The organism is Pseudomonas sp. GW821-FHT07F01, from assembly GCF_059418825.1.
In genome coordinates, this window is record NZ_JBWKQO010000007.1 from 62,137 (window position 1) to 77,241 (window position 15,105).

At 62.8% G+C, this 15,105-nt stretch carries 14 protein-coding genes and 1 pseudogene; 3 read left to right on the forward strand and 12 right to left on the reverse strand.

Annotated features, from left to right (window positions below; all coding sequences use genetic code 11):
* Positions 1-36 precede the first annotated feature (36 nt).
* From AC07R1_RS25375 to AC07R1_RS25395, 5 genes are all read right to left on the reverse strand, one after another.
* Entirely contained in the window at positions 37-690 is a 654-nt protein-coding gene (locus tag AC07R1_RS25375; protein ID WP_011059161.1) for a DUF3726 domain-containing protein, read from the reverse strand.
* Positions 671-2,365, reverse strand: coding sequence for a hypothetical protein (locus tag AC07R1_RS25380; RefSeq protein ID WP_495111052.1), 1,695 nt, complete (start codon positions 2,363-2,365; stop codon positions 671-673). Before AC07R1_RS25380 ends, AC07R1_RS25375 begins: the two co-directional genes overlap by 20 nt.
* On the reverse strand, positions 2,366-3,925 hold the full coding sequence (locus AC07R1_RS25385) for a BCCT family transporter (protein ID WP_019092820.1): 1,560 nt from the start codon (positions 3,923-3,925) through the stop codon (positions 2,366-2,368).
* Between the two features lie 122 nt (positions 3,926-4,047).
* On the reverse strand, positions 4,048-5,097 hold the full coding sequence (locus AC07R1_RS25390) for a membrane dipeptidase (RefSeq protein WP_011059164.1): 1,050 nt from the start codon (positions 5,095-5,097) through the stop codon (positions 4,048-4,050).
* A complete protein-coding gene (locus AC07R1_RS25395; protein ID WP_495111053.1) occupies positions 5,094-6,545 on the reverse strand; it encodes an aldehyde dehydrogenase family protein in 1,452 nt (483 codons plus the stop codon). The genes AC07R1_RS25390 and AC07R1_RS25395 overlap by 4 nt, the downstream gene beginning before the upstream one ends.
* A 151-nt stretch (positions 6,546-6,696) precedes the next feature.
* Here AC07R1_RS25395 and AC07R1_RS25400 point away from each other — a divergent pair, with 151 nt between their 5' ends.
* The gene (locus tag AC07R1_RS25400) at positions 6,697-7,572 is read left to right on the forward strand and encodes a LysR family transcriptional regulator (RefSeq protein ID WP_011059166.1); all 876 of its coding nucleotides are present in this window, start codon (positions 6,697-6,699) and stop codon (positions 7,570-7,572) included.
* Between the two features lie 78 nt (positions 7,573-7,650).
* On the opposite strand, the gene AC07R1_RS25405 is transcribed toward AC07R1_RS25400, so the two are convergent.
* From AC07R1_RS25405 to AC07R1_RS25415, 3 genes are all read right to left on the reverse strand, one after another.
* Positions 7,651-8,706, reverse strand: coding sequence for a YkvI family membrane protein (locus AC07R1_RS25405; protein WP_495111054.1), 1,056 nt, complete (start codon positions 8,704-8,706; stop codon positions 7,651-7,653).
* A 102-nt stretch (positions 8,707-8,808) separates the two neighbouring features.
* Complete coding sequence (locus tag AC07R1_RS25410; protein ID WP_015634090.1) at positions 8,809-9,186, reverse strand: RidA family protein; 378 nt, start codon at positions 9,184-9,186, stop codon at positions 8,809-8,811.
* A gap of 26 nt (positions 9,187-9,212) precedes the next feature.
* Entirely contained in the window at positions 9,213-10,349 is a 1,137-nt protein-coding gene (locus AC07R1_RS25415) for an NAD(P)/FAD-dependent oxidoreductase (RefSeq protein WP_495111055.1), read from the reverse strand.
* Positions 10,350-10,514: 165 nt separating this feature from the next.
* On the opposite strand from AC07R1_RS25415, the gene AC07R1_RS25420 reads away from it, so the two are divergent.
* Positions 10,515-11,144: a helix-turn-helix domain-containing protein gene (locus tag AC07R1_RS25420; protein ID WP_011059170.1), complete on the forward strand. Its 630-nt coding sequence runs from the start codon at positions 10,515-10,517 to the stop codon at positions 11,142-11,144.
* A 169-nt stretch (positions 11,145-11,313) separates the two neighbouring features.
* Here AC07R1_RS25420 and AC07R1_RS25425 read toward each other — a convergent pair whose 3' ends face one another.
* Both AC07R1_RS25425 and AC07R1_RS25430 read right to left on the reverse strand, forming a co-directional pair.
* Entirely contained in the window at positions 11,314-11,751 is a 438-nt protein-coding gene (locus AC07R1_RS25425; RefSeq protein WP_065364642.1) for a GNAT family N-acetyltransferase, read from the reverse strand.
* Between the two features lie 292 nt (positions 11,752-12,043).
* Positions 12,044-12,592 carry a GNAT family N-acetyltransferase gene (locus AC07R1_RS25430; protein ID WP_495111056.1) on the reverse strand — a complete coding sequence of 183 codons (549 nt, stop codon included), beginning with the start codon at positions 12,590-12,592 and terminating at the stop codon, positions 12,044-12,046.
* 156 nt (positions 12,593-12,748) lie between these two features.
* Between AC07R1_RS25430 and AC07R1_RS25435 the strand changes: the two genes are divergently transcribed.
* Complete coding sequence (locus AC07R1_RS25435) at positions 12,749-13,603, forward strand: helix-turn-helix domain-containing protein (RefSeq protein ID WP_495111057.1); 855 nt, start codon at positions 12,749-12,751, stop codon at positions 13,601-13,603.
* Positions 13,604-13,972: 369 nt separating this feature from the next.
* Here the strand turns inward: AC07R1_RS25435 and AC07R1_RS25440 are convergent.
* Positions 13,973-14,641: pseudogene (locus AC07R1_RS25440) on the reverse strand (DUF932 domain-containing protein); the annotation flags it as partial.
* A gap of 86 nt (positions 14,642-14,727) precedes the next feature.
* Positions 14,728-15,000, reverse strand: coding sequence for a hypothetical protein (locus AC07R1_RS25445; protein ID WP_492576014.1), 273 nt, complete (start codon positions 14,998-15,000; stop codon positions 14,728-14,730).
* Between the last annotated feature and the right edge of the window lie 105 nt (positions 15,001-15,105).

Sequence of the window (15,105 nt, forward strand, 5' to 3'; positions counted from 1 at the left end):
TCCATTGGTTCGTCCATTGGTTCAAGGGTGGAAAGGTCAGTTGTTGTCGCTCAGGCCGGCCCCGGCGCCCAGCAGGCGCGAGGCTTCGGAGGCCGGCACGTAGGTGCGGGCGGCCAGGTGATCGAGGTCGTGCTGGGGGCTGTCGCCCAGGTCCGGAATGCTGCCCGCCAGAGGCTTGCCGAGGGTGCCGGCAGGATCTGTGCAAGCGCAGCGCACCTGGGCGGCTGTGGCGGCGCCGAGGTTCTGCGCACGTACCAGCCAGGCTTCGCCCGAGGGGGAAAACTTCAGGCAGCAGCCGTTCCAGGACAGCTCCAGCCACAGGCCGAGCTGGCGTGCGGTGGCGCTGGCAAAGGGCAGCAGCAGTTGCGGGTGCGCCACCTGCCGGAGCTCGATGCGGCCGTTGCTGCGCAGCAGGTAGGCGTGGTCGCTCAGGGTCGCCCCGGCGATCAGCGGGCACAGGGCATGCCCTGGCACCTGCCAGGGCTCGGCGCTGACATCCGGGGCCAGTTGCTGGTAGGCACAGCCGTCATTCTGTCGCAGTTGCGTGGCCAGCACGCCGGGCCCGTCGAGGCCGTGGGCGGAGAGCCAGCGCGCGGCCTTGCCGGCTTCCTCCGCCAGGCCCCAGGACAGCCCGGCACCGCGGGCGGCTTTCTTGCACAGGCTTTCGATTTCATTCAACGAGGCATGCACGGCGCTGCTCCTGGCTGTCGAGGTTGGGGTAGGACCAGTCGTCCGCGGCCATCTGCCCCAGCTCATGGGGGAAGGGCGCGTTCTGGTAGAGGGTGATGCGTACCCAACGATCCGAGCGCGGGTCGAAGTGGGTGGCGCCGAAGAACGACAGCTTGCAGCGCAGCAGGTCGATGGGCAGCAGCGCCTGGTCGATCAGGTTGTCCTGGATATCGGCGTAGGGGAACGCTGGCGCCAGTTGCACCCGGCGCAGGCTGTGGCGATGTTCCGGGTGCCGCAGCAGGAAGCTGGCGACGCTTTGCGAGTCGTTCCAGCCGGGCAGGGCGGCTTGCAACTGGGCGATGTCCCGGGCCACTGCCAGGGGCTGCTCCAGGTCTTGCCCGGGCTCGGCAAAGCGCTGGCCGATCCGCGGTTCGAGTTTTTCCTCGGAGACGTACCAGAACAGCGCGCGGCTGGCTTGGCTGGAAAAGTCGATGGCCGCGACCCAGGAATAATGCTCGTCGAGTATCTGCCGCAGGCGGCCGATGCTCATGCTGCCGTCGACGCTGAAGCTGGCCTGCTCATCGGCCTGCATGCCGGCGCCCAGCTCATCCACCAGGTGGCCGTAGGGCTCCAGCAGCAGCGACACCAGGCATTCCTGCGCCTCCAGCGACAGCGCGCCTTCGGCCCAGCGATAGAGTTCGTCCCAGGGGGAATCCTGCTCCAGGATGCCGCTGGCGAGATGGTGCTCCAGGCGCTGCAGGTCACCTTGCAGTTGCAGGATGCGGCCGTGTTGCAGTTCGTGCTCGGAGTGCCAGTGGCCGATGCCGGCCTGGGCCCGGGTGAGAAACTCGACGAACCGCTGGCGCTCCGCAGCCGATGGCTGGCGCACGGCGCGCACCCGTTGCAGGGCGGTTTCCCGGGCCTGTACCCAGTTGTTCAAGAGCACCGGATGGTTCAGCAGGAACGGCGCCATGCCCAGCCCCGTGGAGTTGCCGATGCCCAGGCGCCGGCGCAGTTGCGGCTCCAGGGGCACCGCCTGCCGGGGCGCCCGGGCCTGGGCCAGGTGCTCCACCAGGTCCAGGGTGAAGGCGCGGATCAGGAACACGGTGAGCATTTCCGCCTGGAAGGGTGCCGCCAGCTCCGGCCGCTGGGCGATGCTTTCACGGTCGGCCGCGCCGAACTTGCCGCTGCCGTAGACCGCGGTGGTGCGCATCAGGTAGCCGACTTCATCGATGAACTCGCGCTGCGGCTGGCGGCCGGCAGCCAGGGCCTCGATCACATGGTCGAACAGCCGCACCGAACGGTTGGCCCGGGCCATGCACAGCTCGCGGGAGGAAATGCGCCCGGCTTCCTGCTTCGGCACATTGGCCTCCAGGCGGTCCAGGTCGGCGGCATTGGGGATGCCGTCGAACAGGGCGAAGGTGGCATCCCAGGCGGTGGCGATGACCCGGTCCGAGCGCAGTGCCGGGTCCAGGTCATGGGCGAAGGCCACCAGGCTGTAGCTGCGCTGCGGGCCGGTGGCGGTGTACACCGCACGGCCCACGCCCTGGCTGTCGAGGGTCCACAGCGGGCGTTGGAACTGCCAGTTTTCAGCCTTGAGGCGGCGCAGCAACTGGCGCATGAACGACAGCCGGGATTGGTGGAAGGCCCCCAGGCGCGCCGCCTTCATGACGCTGGCGGGTGGTCGCAGGTTCATTCAGAGCACCCCCTGTTCACGGGCCATTTGCCGGGCAATGCGGATCGCGTCCCAGACCGCCGGGAGGATCAGCAGCGACACCGGCACCGCAGTGATCACGATGAACGACTGCAAGGCACTGATGCCGCCCTCACCGAGGGTGATCAGGGTAGCCCCCACCAGGCCCATGCCGGCGCCCCAGAACACCCGCAGCCAGGCCGGGGATTCGGCGTGGTTGCTGCTGATGGCCATGGCCACGGTATAGGACATGGAGCCGGCGCTGGTGACCACCGAGAAGAAACTGAGGAACAGGAACAGCGCCGAAATCAGGTTGGGCAGCGGCATCGACTGGGCCACCCCGAGCAGCAGCGCCTCAGGTTGCACGCCGTGGCTGATCACGCGGCCCGGCGACTGCAGTTCGATACCGATCCCGGTGCCGCCCACCAGGGTGAACCAGAGCATGGTGATCAGCGGGGCGGCCACCGACATCAGGGTGATCACCTCACGGATGCTGCGCCCGCGGGAGACCTTGGCCACGTAGATACCCATCATCGGCGCGTAGCCGATGAACCAGCCCCAGTAGAACAGGGTCCAGCTGTTGAGCCAGGCGTTGTCATCGCGGTACAGGGCGGTCTGGAAGAAGCTGGTGACGTGCACCGCCAGGCTCTGGGCCAGGGTTTCGCTGAGGAACAGGGTGGGGCCGAAGATGAACAGGAACGCCGCCAGGCCCAGCATCAGCCACACGTGGACCTTGCTCACCAGCCGCAGGCCGCCCAGGCCCACCACACAGGACAGGGTGTAGATCACCGTCACCGAGAGAATCACCATGGCCTGGACCATGATGGTGTTCGGCACGCCCCACACCGAGTGCAGGACGAAGGCGATCTGCAGGCCGAGAAAACCCACCGGGCCGATGGTGCCGGCCACCACCGCGATGATCGCCGAGGCATCGGCGAACACGGCAATCGGGCCCTTCAGGGCACGCTCGCCCAGCAGCGGATAGAGCAGGGTGCGCGGCATCAGCGGCAGGTTCTTTTCGTGGTGCAGGTACATGTAGACCACGGTCAGCAGGCTGCCGAGCACCGCCCAGGCCATGAAGCCCCAGTGCAGGAACGACTGGGACAGTGCGGCCACGCCGGCGGCGTCGCTCTTGGCCACGGCGCCGAAGTACGGCGGTGGGGCGATGAAATGCATCATGGGTTCGGCAGCGGCCCAGAAGGCGCCGCCCCCGGCCAGCAGGGCGCACATGATCATCGATACCCAGTTGAAGGTGCTGATGCTGGGCTTGTGCCCGACGCCGCCCAGGCGCACCCGGCCCAGGCGGGTGAAGCCGATGTACAGGCTGGCGCCGAAGGTCGCCAGCATCAGCACCTGCCAGTACAGGCCGAAGTAGTGGGTGCTCCAGGTGAAGGCGTGGCCGATCAGGCTGGAAAGGGTGTTCAGGTCTATCAGGGCAATGACCAGGAACAGCAGGAAGAAACCTCCGCTGATCCAGAAAATCGACCAGTCGAGGGTTCCAGCGGCGCGGCTGTGCAGCGAGCGGGTGTCGATCCCCGCTTTGATTTCGCCTGGAATTTCCATGGTGCCTCCGTGTTGCGTTGTCGATCGCTAATAATTGTTATGGGCGCATTTGTTGTTGTTAGTGCTTGGCGATGACCCTGTTCAGGCCGGACGTCAGGACAATCGGGAAACAGTCGGGGGCCTCAGACCGCGATCTCGTGAGGGTGGACGGCGGCACCTGCCTGGGCCTTGGCCGGAACAAAATTGTTCTCGAAGAAGCGCAGCCAGTTGCCGCCCATGATCGCGGCGACCTCCTGGGCGCTGAAACCCACGCCGTGCAGGCCCGCCTCGATGTTGGAGAAGTCGCGGTTGTCGCGGAACCAGGCCGGCTGGTCGGGGAAGCCCGGTTGCGCCTTGGAGCCTTCGCCGTAGTCGACATCCAGGGTCCAGCGGCCGACGCGCATCCAGTCCACCACGCTGTTGGGCTGGTCCTGGCACAGGTCGGAACCCAGGCCCAGGTGTTCGACGCCCATCAGCTCGGCGGTGCGCGCGATCATTTCGCAGAAGCTCTGCACGCTGCAGGCGCTCTTGTCCTTGAGGTGGTGCGGGTACAACGAGAAACCGAACATGCCACCGCTCTGGCCCAGGGCCTTGAGCACGGTGTCGGACTTGTTGCGCAGCGCCGCGTGCCAGAACGCCGGGTTGGCGTGGGTGATGGCGATCGGGCGCTCGGAGTGCTCGATGGCTTGCAGGGTCGAGCGTTCGGCGGAGTGGGACATGTCCACCACCAGGCCGACCCGGTTCATCTCCCGTACCACCTGCTTGCCCATGCGGGTCAGCCCCGGGTCTTCCTGTTCATAGCAACCGGTGGCCAGCAGCGACTGGTTGTTGTAGGTCAGCTGCATGAAGCGTGCGCCGAGGCTGTGCACCACTTCCACCAGGCCGATGTCGTCCTCGATGGGCGAGGGGTTCTGGAAACCGAAGAAGATCGCCGTGCGCCCGGTCTGCCGTGCCAGGGCGATGTCGCTGGCCCACTTGCCGTGCAGGATCAGGTGCGAGTAGCGCTGGAACCTGCGGTTCCAGGCTTCGATATTGGCCACCATTTCGCGGAAGGTCTCGTGGTAGGCGATGGTCACGTGGACCGCATCGACGCCGCCTTCGCGCATCTGCTGGAAGATCTTTTCCGACCAGTTGTCGTACTGCATGGCATCGATGCGCGGGCCGCGGCTGGCGAAGGTCTGGGGCAGGCTCATAGTGGCGCCCCCGCGGCGATGTAGCCGGTCTTCACGTGGGTGTAGAACTCCACCGCCGAGCGCCCCTGCTCGCGCGGGCCGTAGCTGGACTCGCCACGGCCGCCGAAAGGCACGTGGTAGTCGGTGCCGGCGGTGGGCAGGTTGACCATCACGCAGCCGACCCGGGCATGGCGGCGAAAGTGGCTGGCGCGGGCCAGGGAGCGGGTCATGATGCCGGCGGTGAGGCCGAAGCGGGTGTCGTTGACCAGGCTCAGGGCCTCTTCGTAGCTGCCGGCCTTGATCACGCAGGCGATGGGCGCGAACAGCTCTTCGCGGTTGATGCGCATGGCATTGCTGCCGCCAATGAACAGCGCCGGTGCCTGGTAGTAACCGGGGCTTTCCAGCTCCAGGCGCTGGCCGCCGGTGAGCAGCTCGGCGCCTTCTTGCTGGCCCAGTTGCAGGTTCGCCAGGTTGGCCTCCAGCTGTGCGGCGCTGGCTACTGGGCCGATCTGGGTACCGGCTTCCAGGGCATGGCCGACCTTGAGCGCCTGGGTTGCCGCCAGCAGTTTTTCCACGAAGGCATCGTGGATGCCTTCATGCACGATCAACCGCGAGGAGGCGGTGCACTTCTGCCCGGTACCGCCAAAGGCGCCATTCACCGCGCAGCTCACCGCCAGGTCGAGGTCGGCGTCGTCCATCACCGCCAGGGCGTTTTTCGAGCCCATTTCCAGCTGCACCTTGGTCAGGTTGGCGGCGGCCGAGGCGGCGATGCCCTTGCCCACGTCCACCGAGCCGGTGAAGGAAATGGCGTTGATGCCCGGGTGCTCGATCAGCGCCTGGCCGATCTCGGAACCGGCGCCCATCACCAGGTTGAACAGGCCCACGGGCAAGTCCTGGCGGGCGATGATCTCGCTGAGAATCACCGCGCTGGCCGGGGTCAGGTTGGCCGGCTTCCACACCACGGCGTTGCCGAAGGCCAGGGCCGGGGCGATCTTCCAGCAGGCGGTGGCCATGGGGAAATTCCATGGCGAAATGATCGCCACCACGCCGATGGGTTCACGGCGGATATCGATCTCGATGCCGTCGCGCACCGAGTCGGCGGTCTGGCCCAACTGGCGCAGGGTTTCCGCAGCGTAGTAGGTGAAGAACTGCCCGGCGCGGTACACCTCTCCAGCACCTTCGGCCATGGGCTTGCCTTCTTCCCGGGACAGGGTCCTGCCGATTTCCGCAGAACGCTGCATCAGCTCCTGACCGATGGCCATCAGCACCTTGTAGCGTTGCTCGAGGCCGCTGCGGGCCCAGATTCGCTGGGCCTCGCTGGCGGCGGCAATGGCACTGTCCAACTGCGCCCGGGAGGCCTGGGCGTAGAGGCCGATCAGGTCGCGGGTGTCGGACGGGTTGCGGTTCTCGATCTCGCTGGCGCCCTTGAGCCATTGGCCGGCGATGTAGTTGTGATGGTTGTCGCTCATGAAATCCTCCAGGGCGGCACGCCAGGCGGGGCGTTGCCTTTGTGCGGTTCTGGGAGGATTATGAGTCGGCCTTGTATTAAGTAAATCTAATAAATTTTAAGGTTGTTTAAGTAAAATTTAAGCTGTGCCTTTGCCAGCAGGACGCGCCGCCATGAGCATCAAGATCTCCAATTTGCAGTTTTTCGTCGCGGTGGCCACCAGCCAGAGCCTGACCCAGGCTGCCCAGCGCCTGCACCGCACACCGGCAGCGGTGTCGCTCTCGCTCAAGCAACTGGAAGAGGAACTGGGCGGCGCCTTGTTCGAAGGCGAGCGCAAGAACCAGCTCAGCCCCCTGGGGCGTTTCGTGCTGCTGGAAGCCCAGCGCGAACTGGCGCATTTCGACCGCACCATCAGCACCATCAAGACCTACGCCAAGGCCGAGACCGGCCTGGTGCGGGTGGCGGCGGTGCCGTCCTTCGCCATCACCCTGCTGCCGCCGCTGCTCAAGCAATTCCATGAACAGCACCCGCAGTTCCACCTGGATATCCGCGACATGGATTCCGAGCGAGTGGTGCAAGCTGTGCTCAGCGGCGACGTGGATATCGGCATCGGCACCGTACCGGCGAGCATCCCCAACATCGACCAGGACTTCCTGTTCTCCGACGCCTTCTGCGTGGTCTGCGCCAGCGACAACCCCCTCAACCGCCTGGCGCGCCCGCTGCGCTGGAGCGACCTGGACGGGCAGAACTTCATCAACAGCGGCCTGGGCGCCGAGATCAACGCCGCCGAGTTCCGGCACATCCGCGACCACTCGACCCTCAGCGTCAGAAACACCACCTCCTTGCTGGCACTGGTGGCCCAGGGCATGGGCGTGACCCTGCTACCGGAACTGCTCAGCCGTTCGGCGGCGGGGGATCAGCTGAATTTCCTGCGCCTGGAAGACCAGCGCATCGTGCGCTCGGTGAGCGTGATCACGGCCCCGCGAGAGACGTTGAACCATGCGTCCTATACCTTTTTGAAGGCGCTCAAAGGGAGCCGGTTTGCTTGAGCGGGCCGCTCCTACGGCACCGGGCTTGACTCAAGGCACCTGGGATGACTCCCGGGTGCCTGCCCCATCGAGCGACGCCTACGCCACCACCACCCGCCGTGGTCGCAGCCAGCCGATCACCACCGCGGCAATCAGCAGGAACCCCAGGTAGCCGAAGAACGGATAGACCTGCCCCACCAAACTGATAAAACCCACCAGGCTGCCGACAAACGCCAGGGCGCCGGCGGCGATGGAGCCGAGGCGGAACTGTCGGGTGCCCGCCGGAAACAGCCGCGCAGAAAAGGAGTACAGGGTGCCCACGGCGGTGTTGAGGATCATGCAGAAGATGATCAGCGCCATCAGCAGCCCCAGGGCCGGGGAGACTTCGCTGGCGATCGACAGCATGGGCATCGGCAGGTCCGCCACGCTGTCCAGGCGCGACAGCAGGCCCAGGCTCATCACCAGCATCAGCAGGCCCAGCAGCGCACCACCGAAAATACCGCCCCACATCGCCTGTTTTTCGCCCTTGGCCGCGCCGCCCATGATCGCCAGGATCGGCACCCCGGCCACGATGTTGTAGGAGACGTAGAGCAAGGCGCCCAGCAGCCAGTGGCTGGCGCCGGCTTCTTGTTTGGCCGCCAGTTGATTGAGTTCGCCGAAGCTCAGGTCGCGGGTCGCGGCGCCATACAGGGCCACGCCCACCGCGGTGATGATCAGGAAGGGCGTCACCGCGCCGATCATGCCGATGACCTTGTGCACGTCCAGGCACACGATGGCGACCACGATCAGGGTCACCAGCACGCTGCCGGCAATGGCGGGAATGCCAAATTGCTGTTCCAGCAGGGCACCGCCGCCGGCCAGCATCACCACGGTCACGGCGAACATGAAGAAGGTGATCATCAGGTCCACCAGGGCACCCAGGTGTTTGCCGCACAGGGCATGCACCACGTCCTTGTGCGACGCCGCTCGCAGGCGGCTGCCCATGCTGGCCAGGGCCATGCCGAGGAAGGTGAACAGCGCCGCGCTGACCACCGCACCCGCCAGGCCCCAGGCGCCGAAGTCGACGAACATCAACAGCAGTTCACGACCGGAGGCGAACCCCGCGCCGACAATCACACCGACGAAGGCGCCGGCGATCTTCAGACTTTCTTTCATGACGATTAGCCTCGATTTTTTGTTGTTATGTGGGGTGGACCACCCCGGCATTCATGGCCTTGGTGGTCCTGGGCATCGCACTTGAGGGCTGGGGCGGGTGACTCAGTTTTCGCCGACCCAGGCCTGGACTTCGATCTCGACATCGACCCCCAGCGCCAGTTGGGCGCTGACGGTGGAACGCACCGGGAAACCGTTCTTGAAGTGGCGCTGGTAGACCTCGTTGAAGCCGGCGAAGTGCTGCATGTCGGTGAGCCAGACAGTGCTCTTCACCACCTGGTCGAAGCTGGCACCGCATTCGGCCAGGGTCTCGCCGATGCGCGCCAGGGCGGCTTCGGTCTGCACGCGGATGTCGCCGTGCACCACTTCGCCTTCGGCGCTCATGGGCACCTGGCCGGAGAGGAACAGAAAGCCGCCGACCCGGATCGCCCGGGAGAAGGGGTAGGGCAGGTGGCTGGGATAACGCTGGATGTCATTGGACATGGCAAGGGCCTCGTGGGCTGGGTGGGTTAACGCAAGCGAGCGGGGGCCAGGGCCTGGGCATCGACGCCCTGGCTTAGCAGTTCTTCGGGGACCGGTTGCCCCAGCAGCAGGGCGCAGGCCAGTTGCGAGACGCCGGCCGCCGACTGGATGCCGTAGCCGCCCTGGGCGGCGAGCCAGAAAAAGCCTTCGCAGCTGTCGTCCCAGCCCACCACCAGATCGCCGTCGGCGACGAAGGAGCGCAGGCCGGCCCAGCTGTGGCGCGGGCGGCGGATGCTCAGGGAGGTGACGTTCTCGATGTGGTAGATGCCGGTGGCGATGTCCAGCTCTTCGGGCATCACGTCCTGGGGCGGCACCGGGTCGGCATTGGCCGGGGAGCCGAGCAACTGGCCGGCGTCGGGCTTGAAGTAGAAGCTTTCGTCGATGCCGATCACCGCCGGCCAGCGGCTGAAGTCTTCATCCGGTGGGCCGTCGAAGGTGAAGGCGCTGCGCCGGCAGGGTTGCAGGCCGATGGGGGCCACGCCGCACAGCTGGGCCACGTCATCGACCCAGGCGCCGGCAGCGTTCACCAGATTGCGCGCCTGCAGTGCGCGGCCATCACTGAGTGTGAGGTTCCAGAGGCGGTCTTCGCGGCTGGCCTCGACGATCTGTATGTCGCACTCCAGCAGCCCACCGGCCCGGCGCATGGCCCGCAGAAAGCCCTGGTGCAGGGCGTGCACGTCCAGGTCCTGGGCGGCGGTTTCCAGCATCGCCCCGGCGACCGCGTCGGGGCGCAGGCAGGGCACCAGGGCCCGGGCCTGCTCGGCCGTGATCAGGCGCACATTGGCGGAGCGGGCGCGGGTTTCATCGTAGGTTTGCTGCAATTGGTCCAGCTGTTCCTCACTGGCCACGTACAGACAGCCACGGGGTTCCATCAACGGGTGTTCGCAGAAACCCTGCGGCGGCCGCTGGTAGAAAGACCGGCTGGCGCGGGTCAGGGCCTGGATCTGCGGGGTGCCGTAGGCTTCCATGAACATCGCCGCCGAGCGCCCGGTGGAGTGGTAGCCCGGCTGCGATTCACGTTCCAGCACCAGCACGCTGGCCTGCCCGGCCAGGCGATAGGCCAGGGAAGCACCGGCAATACCGGCGCCGATGATGACGAAGTCGAAGCATTGGTTCGCGTGCATGCCGGGGTTCCTGAATCGCTGGGAAATGACAGGGGTCAAAATTCTCACATACGAGAAATGTAAGATATGAGAATTTTCCAGTCAACCCGGGGTCATGGGTTAATATTTCGCCACGTGCCCCGGCCAGCGTCGCGGTTGCCCTTATTTGCCAGACAGAGAGCCTCAATGAGTTCCGACCGAGCCCAGCCCGCCTCGAGCTCCCATGCCCATCCACTGATCGACCGAACCCAGGTCGGCGCCCGCCTGCGGACCATTCGCAAAAACCAGAAGCTGACCCTCAAACAGCTCTCGGAACGCTCCGGCGTGGCGCTGTCGACCCTGTCGAAAATGGAGCTGGCCCAGGTCTCGGTCAGCTACGAAAAACTCGCCGCAGCAGCCCGCGCCCTGGGCGTCGACATCGCCCGGCTGTTCACCCCCGCGCCGAACCTGATCCAGACCGGCGGCGCCCAGGTGCAACCGACCGTGGTCAGCACCACCATCGCCGACGCCCCCGGCTACAGCACCGGCAACTACGACTACCACCCCATGGCCGGGGACTTTCCCGGGCGCAGCATGACCCCCATGTACGCGCGGATCTTTGCCCGCGAGCTGCAGCAGTTCGAGGATTACATCCGTCACCCCGGGCAGGAATTTGCCCTGGTGCTGTCGGGGCGTGTGCGAATCCAGTTCGAGACTGGAGAAGCGGTGAGCATTGGCCCGCAGGAGACTGCCTATTTCAACAGCAGCATTGGCCATATCTACCTGGCGGAAGGGGATGAGGATGCGGAAGTGATGGTGGTGATGTCGGAGCGTTGAAGCCCCTCACCATCGAGCAAGGCTTCCTCAACTCCTGGTACAAGTGGTTAGGTTCAACCAGGTCGTTTCGCACAATAGAAACAGACTCTGCGCCGCCTTGAGCCATAAGCGGTTGGAGTTGAAGGTAATTAGAACTGTTGTGCAAAGCTCGGATTGTATTTGGCGCAGTTCAAATCCTGATCCTCGCCAGCATATCTTCGCCGTCTGCATCCATACCAACCTCGACAAACCCGAAACTGGAGTAAAACCCTTTGGCTACGATGTTGTTGGGGTTGTAGCAAATTTCAATTTCTTCCAAATCCGCGATCTGTTTTATTTCATGTAGGGCGAGGCCCAGCGCTACTCTACCGATGGATTTCTGCTGATGTTCTTTGTCCACCATAAAGCGCCAGATAGAAACTTTGCCTTTTGACTCTTGCACCCACATAAAGAAGCCTACAGGCTCTCCATCCGCGATGATGGCGCGTGTGAAGTAACCTGGGTTGTACGCAGCCTCAACGAGCGACCAGGTATTACTTGCCACGTAGTCTTCCTGCTCTTCAGTAACCTCCAGTTCACAAATCGCTTCATAGTTTTTTTGCGTTACTTGGGTAAGCGAGATTTTCATAAGTCTCCTGAACTGGGGTGTTGATAAGGCTCAATTAACTTTCACGGGCATTCAGTTCATCCTGCGCCTTCGCCAGCAGCGCGACGAACAGTTCGGCGCTGTCCTGCGGCAGGCTTCGCACTCTAACTGTTGCAGTTCACGGCAGTGCTGGGGCGGCGGGGGATTCCGCTTAGCTCTCCGTGCAGTTCCGAGTAAGGTTTGAACTCCTCTGCGGCGTTCGTGCGGTATACGTCGTCACCAGGCTGCGTCCGTCGGTTGTGGCCGCCGTACACCGGGATCTCGGTTTGTGCCCTTACTCTTTCGTATGTTCCTGCCATTCTTGGTAGGTGATACGGCTAATGTGTTCTGTCCGATAGTCTTGGAGGAACTGGTTGTATTTGTTTTCTTCCGTGTGATGAAAGCGAAAGCCACACTTGGATTGAGCAGCATAGGACTGGATGTTGTTGGCGAAGTAACCACACCAAAGTGCTTTGAGATTCAGGTTTTCAAAGGCGTGTCGCATCACTTCACGTACTGCTTCCGGAGTCAGGCCTTTGCCCCAGTACGGCACGCCGATCCAGTAGGCGATTTCCCCTTCCTGCTCACTGATTTCAAAATTGCTGTTGCTGCCTATGAGAATGCCCACACAACCAACAGCACGGCGATTTTCCTTCAGTTCGACCGCGTACACCTCGGGGTGATTGAAGACCGTACGGATGATGTCGGCACTGTTCTCCACACTGGTATGGGGAGGCCAGCCAGCGATAGGGCCGACTCGGGCGTCTTTGGCATATTCGTATAGATCGGCGGCGTCTGTGGCCTGCCAGGGGCGAAGCAAGAGTCGTTCTGTTTCAAGTGTCATGTCCTGTACCCGAATGGATTGGTTCGTTCGGGACAGAGTATTGGGAGACAGATCATCGGTACACGCCAGTACCTCGGCTTTTTCGGTACTTTTCGAAACAGCTGCGCCAAGCGGTGATAGGGTTTTGGCTCTTGTTTGTTGTAGCGCCGGGGCACTATGCATCACATTCCGAAACTTTCCGCTCCTGACGACTCGATGCGGATGGGAGAAACCACACTAGCGGAAGGGCGAGGTTTGCCGCTCTCCTTCGGTCACGCTTACTTGACGCTGCTGGTATGCCTCTGCGGTAGTGCCCACTTCACACTTAACTTCAAAGAGCATGCGGTTAGGCGCGGTGCTGTGATGCTGCTGGCTGAGGACACTATTGCCTTGCTCAAACGTCGCTCGCGCCGCTTCAAGGTGTTTTTCTGCCTTATGCCGAAAAGTTTTGCCGCAGAGGTTGCCTACCCGCTACCCAATACCTTGTTCGTATTTCTGCATGACCATCCTCATTGCGTTCCATCCAAGGACGACATGCCGCTGATAGAGGGCTGGGTGACGCAGATGCGGAACATTGCGCAGACCTGTCCCACCTACCAACGCATCATGTTGCGCAATCAGCTGCAGAATCTCTTTCTGAAAATAGCCGAGCAACTTCCAGCCAACCAGATAGAAAACAGGGGATTCAGCCGGAAGGAAATGCTCAGTTGGCGCTTCTGGGAATTGATAGGCAAACATTGCGTGCGGCACAGAGATGTGAAGTTCTACGCCGACGCACTGAATATCACGCCGTTCTACCTGTCGCAGTTGACCAAAGCGTTTTTCAATGACACACCCAAGGGCTTGATCGATCGGCAGGTAACCTTGGAGATCAAGGCTCTTCTTTCATACAGTGACTTGGCTATTGGCCGTGTGGCCGACGAATTGAACTTCGTCGACGCGTCTTACTTGTGTCGCTACTTCAAGCGCCAAACGGGAATTTCGCTCTCCCGTTATCGTAAGCACAAGAGAGAGGAGGGGGAGCAGGACTGACCTGCGGTCGAAATGGAGGAGGGAAGGCGCACTACATTTTGATTACATATATAGCGTTCACTTTAGGTCGGCTGCCGAATTTCACAGCAAGCAGCATTCGGCAGATTCAGTTGAGAGTCGGGCTGCCTAAACGGATTGAATAGTGGCTGGTTAAAACGCCTTTTTTGCAAACGACTAACTGAAATCTGAGTTCGGAAGCCTTTGCCGACGTAAAGAATTCAACTTCGGGCGCATTATTTTCTTCTGCAGAAACCATGGGCGACTTTTTCAACGGAGTCAGGCAAGTGCAGTCACTCGAATGCGTCTACTAAACCAGGGCGCTTTTCATCGTATTCACCTGCAGACATAAAAAGCCCGGCAGCACGAGACTTCATTCCACTGCACCTTGCGCTCGGACAGCGCGTGCATGCGGTACATAAAGTCGTCCCATTGCGACACGGCGATACCAAGATGATTCTTCACCACTTTCGCATCGAAGCGGGTGTTGTGTGGCACCTTGATCGCCTGGCTGGTGCCGTCCAGGGCAATGGTCAGGGTGTTGTTGCACACGACGCGCACGGTGGTTGTCGTGGCTGTGGTGGCCAGGGTGCCGTAGCAAGAGGTCGCCAGCAGCATGTAGCCATTCACCTGGTCGTTGCCCTTGAGCGCCGCGCCTTGCCCGGTACGCGCCAGAGCCCAGAACTTGCGCCCACCCTTGAGCACGCCGGCCGTTTCCAACTCGTAGCGAGAAACCGCGGTGAGGTCACGATAAAATTCGAGTACCTCCCGTGGCTGCACAGTGTGGTAACGCTGGGAGACCACCGACAGCGGCGCCTTGCTGTCGGATCGATAGAGCACCTTTTGCTCGCGGAAGGAGTGGATCGCGCCCAGGTGGCCGATAGCATCCGATTTGAAATGCACGGGGCTTTCCAGAATCTGCCAGTCCATTCCAGCTTCGCGTTGCCAGATTTCGATAGGTTGCTTCTGACTGAGCTGATTGCCCAGCCCATGCCATGGGGTAGCGCCAGCGTGGGCCATGGTTTCGATGAGATGTGCCATGTGATTGATTCCTTTTAATACAGGTAGGCATAAAGCGCTGCGCGAGTCGCAACACCGGATGGATAAATGAAAAGAGAGAGGGCCAATCAGGTCGGCAGGTTGAAGCGATGGCCGCATTGCTGGCAGAGGTTGTGGGCCAAGATGTGGCGGTCGAGTGATTCACCGAGCTGAGCGCCGAGCACGCAGCCACCGACGCCGCCGGCCAGGCCGCCGAATATGGCACCTGATACGGAGCCGAGGGTGATACCGATCGGTCCGGCGATAGCGCCGATGGCTGCGCCAGTCTGACTGCCAGATAGGGCCGCGCTGATGCCACGCGCAACACCGCCCACGGTGCCGATGGTCGCACCGATCTTCATGGCGTGATGGAAGGAGGCGATTCTAGGGGCGAGGCTGAGAGGGCATTGCAACGACATGGGGGGAACCTCAATGGTGATGATGTCGTTGGGGTTATGTGCAATTCA

What these genes read in the sequence shown, in the direction of transcription:
- AC07R1_RS25380 (WP_495111052.1), bottom strand. Translation starts at nt 2,365, where the DNA reads ATGAACCTGCGACCACCCGCCAGCGTCATGAAGGCGGCGCGCCTGGGG.
- AC07R1_RS25385 (WP_019092820.1), bottom strand. Translation starts at nt 3,925, where the DNA reads ATGGAAATTCCAGGCGAAATCAAAGCGGGGATCGACACCCGCTCGCTG.
- AC07R1_RS25390 (WP_011059164.1), bottom strand. Translation starts at nt 5,097, where the DNA reads ATGAGCCTGCCCCAGACCTTCGCCAGCCGCGGCCCGCGCATCGATGCC.
- AC07R1_RS25395 (WP_495111053.1), bottom strand. Translation starts at nt 6,545, where the DNA reads ATGAGCGACAACCATCACAACTACATCGCCGGCCAATGGCTCAAGGGC.
- AC07R1_RS25400 (WP_011059166.1), top strand. Translation starts at nt 6,697, where the DNA reads ATGAGCATCAAGATCTCCAATTTGCAGTTTTTCGTCGCGGTGGCCACC.
- AC07R1_RS25405 (WP_495111054.1), bottom strand. Translation starts at nt 8,706, where the DNA reads ATGAAAGAAAGTCTGAAGATCGCCGGCGCCTTCGTCGGTGTGATTGTC.
- AC07R1_RS25410 (WP_015634090.1), bottom strand. Translation starts at nt 9,186, where the DNA reads ATGTCCAATGACATCCAGCGTTATCCCAGCCACCTGCCCTACCCCTTC.
- AC07R1_RS25415 (WP_495111055.1), bottom strand. Translation starts at nt 10,349, where the DNA reads ATGCACGCGAACCAATGCTTCGACTTCGTCATCATCGGCGCCGGTATT.
- AC07R1_RS25420 (WP_011059170.1), top strand. Translation starts at nt 10,515, where the DNA reads ATGAGTTCCGACCGAGCCCAGCCCGCCTCGAGCTCCCATGCCCATCCA.
- AC07R1_RS25425 (WP_065364642.1), bottom strand. Translation starts at nt 11,751, where the DNA reads ATGAAAATCTCGCTTACCCAAGTAACGCAAAAAAACTATGAAGCGATT.
- AC07R1_RS25430 (WP_495111056.1), bottom strand. Translation starts at nt 12,592, where the DNA reads ATGACACTTGAAACAGAACGACTCTTGCTTCGCCCCTGGCAGGCCACA.
- AC07R1_RS25435 (WP_495111057.1), top strand. Translation starts at nt 12,749, where the DNA reads ATGCATCACATTCCGAAACTTTCCGCTCCTGACGACTCGATGCGGATG.
- AC07R1_RS25445 (WP_492576014.1), bottom strand. Translation starts at nt 15,000, where the DNA reads ATGAAGATCGGTGCGACCATCGGCACCGTGGGCGGTGTTGCGCGTGGC.